The 7,167-nt window shown below is 44.7% G+C and carries 3 protein-coding genes; all 3 read left to right on the forward strand.

Annotated elements, in window-relative coordinates; all coding sequences use genetic code 11:
• The first annotated feature begins 237 nt into the window (after nucleotides 1-237).
• From U2P89_RS09400 to U2P89_RS09410, 3 genes are read left to right on the forward strand one after another with little or no spacing between them, the layout of a single operon-like run.
• Complete coding sequence (locus U2P89_RS09400; protein ID WP_322191252.1) at nucleotides 238-3,681, forward strand: TonB-dependent receptor; 3,444 nt, start codon at nucleotides 238-240, stop codon at nucleotides 3,679-3,681.
• Nucleotides 3,682-3,700: 19 nt separating this feature from the next.
• Nucleotides 3,701-5,221, forward strand: a complete 1,521-nt coding sequence (locus tag U2P89_RS09405) for a RagB/SusD family nutrient uptake outer membrane protein (protein ID WP_322191253.1) — start codon at nucleotides 3,701-3,703, stop codon at nucleotides 5,219-5,221.
• A gap of 16 nt (nucleotides 5,222-5,237) precedes the next feature.
• Nucleotides 5,238-7,109, forward strand: a complete 1,872-nt coding sequence (locus U2P89_RS09410; protein ID WP_322191254.1) for a hypothetical protein — start codon at nucleotides 5,238-5,240, stop codon at nucleotides 7,107-7,109.
• Nucleotides 7,110-7,167: the final 58 nt, after the last annotated feature.

Here is a 7,167-nt window from a genome sequence, read left to right on the forward strand (position 1 = left end):
CTTACACCCTGTTATTCAAAGGATTTATCATTATTTTTTTTGCGGTTTTTCTTATCGTTTTGTTAAATTTTTATTTTTTACTCATCCTTTTTCTTTTTCCCTGTGTCTATTATAAAGAAGCGATAACAAGCATTCAAAAGTGTTAAATCAGTATCTGTAATAAAAAGTAGAGAGATAGATTAATTCTAGTGAGGTGAAAAATTTTTAATGTCTAATTTTTAATATGTAGAACAAACCATGGGAAAAATTCCAATGAAAAGGCGATGGATGATTCTGATGTCGCTCTTTGTGCTGAGTACCGTAATCAGTTCGGCACAAAAAGTGAACCTGAATTTCAGCCAAACAAATCTGAGAACTGTACTGGAAAGTATCACCCAACAGACAGACTACACCCTGGCGTTTAGCAAGGAAGTGGTGGATCTGAATGATGCAGTAACTATCAGAGTGACCGATACCGATCTTACGCAGGTGTTGGACCAGTTGTTTACACCCCGTAATATCGGTTACGAGCTGAGAGACAACAAAATTTATATTTTTGATAAGTCGACGGCCGCAACAAGTGAAACAACGCAGGCTCCGCAACAGGAAATACGTCTGAGCGGGCGGGTGACTGATGAAAATGATGATCCGGTTATTGGGGCTAATATCTCCGTTCCGGAAACTACGATTGGTACCGTAACTGATATAGATGGGAATTATGCGTTATCCGTACCGAGAGGAGCTACGCTTCGTGTATCTTATATCGGCTACTTAGAACAACAATTCACGATTACCAATCAGACAGTACTTAACGTGCAATTGCAGGAAGATACCGAAGTGCTCGATGAATTGGTGGTGATTGGCTATGGCGTGCAGCGCAAGAGTGTGGTAACCGCTGCTATTGGTCGTGTAACTGCCGATGATCTCGCCTTTACGGCTCCCGTCAGGGTGGATAATGCGTTGAAAGGGCTTACAGCAGGTGTTACCGTTACTTCCGCTTCCGGTCAGCCCGGTGACGCAGCAAAGGTGCGTGTGCGTGGTATCGGAACCATTAACAATTCCAATCCTGTTTATATTGTGGACGGCATGCCGATTGACGGAGGTATTGATTACCTTAACCCGAGCGATATTGAATCCATAGAAGTATTGAAAGATGCCGCTTCGGGAGCTATTTACGGTACGCGCGCCGCGAATGGTGTTATTCTCGTTACTACGAAAAAGGGGAAAGAGGGAAAAGTGAGTTTTACCTACGACTTCTCATACGGGATGCAAAGCCCTTGGAAAGAACGGGAAGTGCTGAATGCCACCGAATACGCGATATTGATGAACGAAGGCAGGATAAACGGGGGAAATTCACCCTTTTATGCCGATCCTTATTCCTTCGGGGAAGGTACAAACTGGCAAAAGGAAGTTTTCAATTATAATGCACCGTTAGTCCAGCATCAGTTCAGCGCGAGCGGTACCACGCAACGGCTCAACTATTACCTGTCAGCAGGTTATTATTCGCAGGAAGGTATTGTCGGTGGAAATTTCGACCGCTCCAATTACAAACGCCTTGCATTGCGTTCCAACAATACGTATGTGCTCATGGATGCCAAGAATGAACGTAACTGGTTAAGTAATGTCACCTTTGGCGCCAATCTGGCCTATTCGCGCATCCAGTCGCAAGGTATTACCACTAATTCGGAGTATGGTTCACCTTTGGGCAGTGCACTTGCTTTCTCGCCTATCCTCGGAATTTATGAAGAAGACGAGGATGCCGTATTCGAAAGATATGCCAACGTAACGAATTTTAGTCCCGTACGCGATAAAAATAACGGACGTATCTATACCATTGCCGGCTCAGACTATAATGAAATTGTCAATCCGTTGGCCGCGCTGACTTTACCGGGCGAGAAAGGAAATGCCGACAAGTTTATTGCCAATTTCTGGGGCGAACTGACTATTTGGGATAATCTGAAATTTCGGTCGTCGTTTGGAACGGATCTGGCTTTCTGGGGTACTGACGGTTGGACTCCCGTGTATTACCTGGGACAATCCAATAAGGCTGAGAAATCATCCGTATGGTCGGAGATGAACCGTTCTTTAGTATGGCAGTTAGAGAACACATTATCATACGATAAAGCCATCGGACTACATAACGTAACCGTACTGTTGGGACAATCGGCGAAGAAAACCAACGGACGCCAGTTGGGTGGCAGCAATTACTATATGGTGGAAGAAAATCCCAACAAGGCGAATATTAACTTTACGACCGGTACCGCTGCTAACGGCGACATGTCGGTTTACGGAGGCGCTACTAATCCTCATGCCCTGGCTTCTTATTTCGCACGGTTAAGCTACAACTATGCCGAGCGTTACATGTTTCAGGCAACTATTCGCCGCGACGGTTCTTCCAGGTTCGGGACCAACAATCCCTGGGCCACCTTTCCCTCCTTCTCGCTGGGATGGAATATTATGAACGAAGAATTTGCACAAAACCGTCCCGATTGGCTGAACAGCACAAAACTCCGGTTTTCATGGGGTAAAAACGGTAACGAAAATCTCGATGATTTCCGCTACGTAGCGCTTACCCAAACCGGAAATAATTATTTCTTCGGGACAGGTGATGCCATAAGACTGCTCAACGGTACCAAACCAAACGGACTGGCAAACAGAGACCTGCGTTGGGAACAATCCATACAGACCAATATCGGTATTGACTTCGGATTGCTTGGAAATGCATTAACATTCAGTGGTGATTATTACAAGAAAATTACGGACGGTATGCTAATGGTAATGCCCATCCCTTCTTATGTGGGTGAATCCAAACCCTGGGGTAACGTCGGAGAAATGGAAAACTCCGGTTTTGAATTCGAAACAAGCTATAGATTCAAGGTATCCGACTTTAACTTCCGTATCGGGGGGAATGCTACCTACCTGAAAAATAAACTCATTAAATTGGGTAATGAAACCGGATTCGAAAATTACGACAATTACCAGAATGTGGGAACCGTATCAAGAGCCGAAAACGGCCAGCCGTTCCCTTTCTTCTACGGGTATAAGACCAACGGTATTTTTCAGAACCTGGATGAAATCAACAGTTATACCCATACCGATGCCGATGGAAATGTGTCTTTGATACAGCCTAAAGCGGTGCCGGGCGATGTGCGTTTCGTCGATATAAACGGAGATGGTAAAATTGATGATAACGACAAGACCAAAATCGGTAAAGGTATGCCCGACTGGACATTTGGCTTGAATTTTTCTGTTGCATGGAAAAATTTTGATTTCAACATGATGTGGCAGGGTACACAAGGGAACGATATTTTTGATGCGACGCGCCGTACGGATATCGCTTATATCAACCTGCCTTCGTATATGTTGGATCGTTGGACCGGCGAAGGGACTTCCAACCGTATTCCGCGATTCACCTTTACCGATGATAATAACAACTGGCTGTCGTCCGATTTGTACGTGAAAGACGGTTCGTATTGGCGGTTGAAGAACATACAGTTGGGATATACGCTCCCCAGAGGGATGACGAAAAATCTTCTGATTTCAAGCTTGCGCCTTTTTGTAGCAGCTGAAAACCTGCTGACTCTCACAAAATATGAAGGGTTTGATCCCGAAATCTCCGCCGGAGGTACACAGATCGGTATTGACCGGGGTATATATCCTCAGGCAAGAACGTATACATTCGGGTTAAATTTAAATTTTTAATTGCTAATCTGACTATCGTATGAAAAAATATATTTTAATTTTAATAAGTTGCATACTGTTGGGTATGACGGGAACGTCCTGCACAACTGATTTTCTGGATGTAGAATCGCCCGACAAGGTTTTTGTTGACGAATATTATAATTCGGATGAAAGGATTTTTGAAGCTCTTGTTGCCGCATACGACCCGTTAAAATGGTTTGACTATGCATGGGGGCAATATACGCATATCGGTTTGGTCTCAGATGTGATGGCTGATGACGTTTACGTCGGGGGAGCCGATGAAAACGACTGTATTTATTTGCACCGTATGTTTAACTACAACGCTTTGCCCACCTCTGTGGTAAGTGATCTCTGGACAACATTCTATTCCGGTGTAAACCGTTCAAATGTTGTAGTGGAAAACATTGAAAATGTAATTGATATTTCTAACGAGAATAAGGCTCTTTATACAGCCGAGGCAAAAGTATTGCGTTCGTTCTATTATGCGTGGTTGTGGAAATTGTGGGGCAATATTCCCTATTATGAACAGAATCTCTCGTTTCCTTATATACATGAGCAAAGCGCAGCCGATGATGTTTATAACGGAATAATAACATCATTGGAAGACGCGATCGATAACGGGGGATTACCTATGCGTACAACGGCCCAATGGTATGGACGCGTATCGAAAGCCATGGCATATATGCTCTATACTGAAGTGGTAATGTACCAGCAGGACGAAAGCAGATACTCCAAAGCTCTCAGCTATATGGAAGAGATCATCGCTTCCGGCAGCTACGACCTGGTAGACGATTTTGCTTCAATCTGGGAAGAAGCGGGAGAATGGAATACCGAGTCGATTTTCGAGATCAATTATGTTTCTACTGCCGGTAAACGCGCCTGGGACAATGCTACTGGCGCCGGTGGTTCAGTTTATCCGAAATTTATAGGCATAAACAATCTGGGCAGCAGTCCGGATTATGAAGGCGGATGGGGATTTGAACCGGTTCGCGTGGAAACTTACGAAATGTATGACGAAGCCGATGAACGTCGCGATGGGGGTATCCTTAATTTTGCCGACTATACCGTTTCCACTGGTGCTACTTACACAGGACGTTATCAGGATACCGGATATTTTTTAAGGAAGTACCTGCCCCGTGTGGGTGGTAATGCAGGACATGCTGCTGATGCCGATATGAACTACAATAACAATTTCCGTGTTTACAGGTATGCGGAAACATTATTGTACGCATCCGAGCTTTTAGCCCGCGGTGTTTCAGGTAAGGGAACGGCACAGAACTATTTAAACGAAGTACGCGACAGGGCGGGATTGGGAAGCATTCCTGCCACGGTAGACAATATCATTCAGGAGCGACGGTTGGAATTTGTGGGCGAAGGAAAACGTTACTGGGATTTGGTACGTACCGGTAAAGCAACTACCGTGCTTGTTCCGGATGGACAGTACCGTACAAACTCATGGACACCCAATAAAAAATACCTGCCCATTCCTCAAAATGAGATTGATGCGGCGCAAGGTACGTTAACTCAGAATAACTATTAAATAAAATAGAAGAATTATGAAAAATATATATGGCTATATAAGGGTTACCCTCTTGATGGCGGCGATAGCTTTTTGCCTGGCAGGCTGTTCCCCGGATGGTTTTACATCGCCGAATGAGGCTGGTATTCCCCTGGCCGCGGATATTGACGTGAATATCACTGTCGACCAGGAAATCAACCAGGTAACGTTCACATTAAATAATAAGGCTGCTTATCCTGTATGGATTTTTGAGGAACAAAGTAAAATCACCTATTCCACAGTGAACGGGCTTACCAAAATTTATAGTACCGCCGGCACCTATACGGTAGAGATCAAGATCGGGAATGCAAACGGTATCAGCGATGGTTCCATCATCAAGACGTTTACGATTGACAACTCGATGGTTGACTTTGACAAGTACATTACATTCTTTGCCGGAACTGAAAGCAAAACATGGTCAATTGCTGCCAGCGAACCTGCGCACTTGGCTTGTGGAGAATCGGGAACAGACGGGACGGGCTGGTGGAGCGCGTCGCCTAACGAGAAAGCAGCTTGGGGGCTTTATGACGATATACTTACCTTTACAACAGGTATGGACTATACCTATAATCCGGGTGTGGGAGGCACGGTGTATGTGAATGCCGGTTGTTCCGTATTCAGCGAGTATAATACCAACGATGGGAATGACTTTATGGCGGCCGTTTCGGAACAGGTAACCACCTATGATTTTGTCGCGGAAGGAAACGACATTTACCTGACGTTCCCGGCACACACGCTGTTCCCTTATATCGCCAACGACGATATTTACAATACTCCGAAATATAAACTGGCAGGTATTTCACCTACCAAAATAGAGCTGATTTCGGACAACGGATCCATTGCGTGGCATTATATCCTGACAAGCGGTGAAGAAACAAAACCGGGCGGTTATGATCCGGATAATGATTGCAACATGTGGAAGACGGCAACGTTCACCAACGAGTTTTACTATGCCCCGGGTTGGAGCCAGATAGATGATCCCGGATTTGCCGACAACGGTAATTCTTATCAGATTACCTTGCCCGAGGCCACCTCCGACCAGTGGCAGGCGCAAGTGAAATTCCTGACTGACTTATCTACTAATGCGGCAACGAATTATGATTTTTCGACTATCTTCAATTCTACCAAGGATCACAACAATGTAACAGTAAAACTGGTTAAGACGGGAGATGATGGAGTGTATTACTTCCAGGAAAGTATTTCACTGAAAGCATATCAAGATTATACCTTTATTCAGACAGATATGGCCGGTATTGACATGGAGAAGGTAAGCCTTGTGCTCGACTTTGGCGGTAATGCGGCAGAAACAGTCGTTACTGTGAGCCGTGTCGTATTGAAAGAGCATAGTTGCGACGACGGCACCGTCATCGAAGAACCTGAAGAAGATGATGTGAACTGGTTGCCGGACTCGGACTGCAATATGTGGAAGTCGGTTAGCTATACGAACTTCTTTTATTATGCCCCGGGCTGGAACCAGATAGCAGACCCCGACTTCGTGGCTGACGGCAACTCATACAAGATTACGTTGTCCGAAGAAACATTTGCCCAATGGCAGGCACAGGTGCATTTCAATACTGACAATATTGCGACCAGCGCTGCGAATAAGTATGATTTCCGCTGTATCCTTAATTCAAACAAGGATATCAGGTCAGTAACTGTCAAACTCACCAAAGTCGATGATGACAATACGTTCTTCTTCACTAAGAATATTGATCTTACCGCGTATGAGGATTATGTGTTTAAGATGCCTGCTATGGATGGAATTGACATTGATAAGATAAATTTGGTATTTGACTTTGGGGGGAATCCTGCGAATGCCGAAGTCACCATCAGCAGCATTATCCTGAAAGAATCCGAATGTAATGAATAAAATAATCACTACTGACCGGATAAAATTTCAGAAAAAAATGGGGCTACCGCCTCAAGGT

The sequence above is a fragment of the Proteiniphilum sp. genome (assembly GCF_034331125.1).
In the GTDB taxonomy this organism is placed as follows: Bacteria; Bacteroidota; Bacteroidia; order Bacteroidales; family Dysgonomonadaceae; genus Proteiniphilum; species Proteiniphilum saccharofermentans.